A 1,732-nucleotide genomic window follows, 5' to 3' on the forward strand; every position below is an offset into this window, starting at 1 on the left:
TGATCGTTGCGCCCAAAAACCGGCGCGAAGGCGCAACGATCACGCCCACAACAAGGGGGCGGGGCGGGTCAGAAGCCTGCCGTGATTCTCGTGAACTCCAGGTTCGGCTGCTCGATGCCGCTGCAGCTCGACGTCACGCCGCCGCCGGGGCAGCCCCGGTCGCGGTTGACCGCCCAGTACGCGAAGCGCGACAGGCCCTGCGCGGTGGCCCAGTCGCGGATCTCGGTCCACTGCGCGGGCGTCGTCGTCTCCTGCATGTCCGAGAGACCGTTCATGCCGGAGATGCCGGAGTGGGCGTACGCCTCGGCGTCGGACCAGCCGTTCGCGGCCTTGAGCTGGTCCTTCAGGCCCTGGGCGGCGCTGATGGTGTCGGCGACCATGTCGGAGCCGCCGAAGTCGAACGTCATGATCGTGTAGTTGTCGATCGGGGTGCCCAGCTCGGCGGCACGCGTGATGAGGCGGGCCCCCGGACCGGCCGGGCCGCTGATCGCGGTCGGGATCGTCACGACGGTCTGCACGTCCGGGTTGTTCTGCTTGACGAGGGCGATCGCCTGCAGGATGCGGTCCTGGACGGCGTAGTCCTCGTACTCGTCGGTGTTCTCGATGTCGAAGTCGACGGCGTCGGGGCCGTGCGCGTCGATCACCTGCTGCACGGCGCCCGCGAGCGCCTCCGGGCTGGAGCAGCTCGGCCCCAGCTTGTTGCCGGAGTACCCGCCGAACGAGATCTGCACCTGGCCGCCGGCGCCCTTGATCGCGTCGATGGTCTGCTGGTCGACGCCGCCGGTCAGCGGCCGCTGCCCGTCCCACGCGGGCGTGCAGCCGCCGGACGACAGCATGAACGCCATGGTGAACGCGGAGACGCCGGTCTCGCTCATCACCGAGGTGGCGTCCTGCGGGTCGCCCCAGCCGAGGAACAGGTAGGGCGCGCCGGGCATCTTCGCGGCCTCGGCCTGGGTACCGGCGTCGCCGTCCGCGGTCCGGGTACCGGCCGCCGCGGTGACGGCGGGGTCGCCGGCGCCGACGGCGGGGTCGCCGGCGCCGTCGGCACCCGCCGCGGTGGCGCCGACCATGCCGCCGGTGACAAGCAGTGCCGCGGTCAGCGCGCTGAGGACGCCGAGGCGCCTCGGGTGTGTCTTCATCGTCGTCTCCCGAAGGTGTCGGTCGAATAAGTAAAGAGACCGTACAACCCGGGTGAAATTTCGCGCATCAGGGTTATCCCGTACCCGCTATCGCCGCTCCTCGGTGAGGTTGCCCGCGGCGTCCAGCCGGATCCGGGCGTCCAGGCCCAGCCGGTCCAGGAACGCCCCGTCGTGGCTCACCACCAGCAGCGCTCCCCGGTACGCCGCCAGCGCGTCCACGAGCTGGTCCGTGCTCGCGATGTCGAGGTTGTTCGTCGGCTCGTCCAGCACCAGGAGCTGCGCGGGCGGGTCCGCCAGGAGCAGCCGCGCCAGCGCCACGCGGAACCGCTCGCCGCCCGACAGCGTCGCGACCGGCCGGTCCACCGCCGCGCCCCGCACCAGGAACCGGGCCAGCCGGTTGCGCAGCTCCCCCGGCGGCACGTGCGGCGCACCCTCCCGCACGGCGTCGAGCACGGAAGACGCCTCGGCCAGCACATCGACCCGCTGCGGCAGATAGGCGACCCGCCCGGTCACCACCTCACCCCCCGCCCCGCCTCGTTGAGTGCTGGGTATTTGTCGAGTGGAACCGGTTCCACTCGACAAATACCCAGCAC

General features: G+C 71.5%; 2 protein-coding genes. Both read right to left on the reverse strand.

From position 1 onward, the window contains the following. Positions 1-68: 68 nt before the first annotated feature. Positions 69-1,139: a chitinase gene (locus tag ACFT2C_RS29055; protein WP_377210577.1), complete on the reverse strand. Its 1,071-nt coding sequence runs from the start codon at positions 1,137-1,139 to the stop codon at positions 69-71. Positions 1,140-1,226: 87 nt separating this feature from the next. After that, the coding region (locus ACFT2C_RS29060) for an ATP-binding cassette domain-containing protein (RefSeq protein WP_377210578.1) at positions 1,227-1,732 on the reverse strand (506 nt) is incomplete at its 5' end.

Source organism: Promicromonospora sp. NPDC057138 (assembly GCF_042670845.1).
Classification (GTDB): Bacteria; Actinomycetota; Actinomycetes; order Actinomycetales; family Cellulomonadaceae; genus Promicromonospora.

Bases quoted from the DNA above. Each gene is read 5' to 3' on its own strand.
- ACFT2C_RS29055 (WP_377210577.1), bottom strand. From the start codon at position 1,139: ATGAAGACACACCCGAGGCGCCTCGGCGTCCTCAGCGCGCTGACCGCG.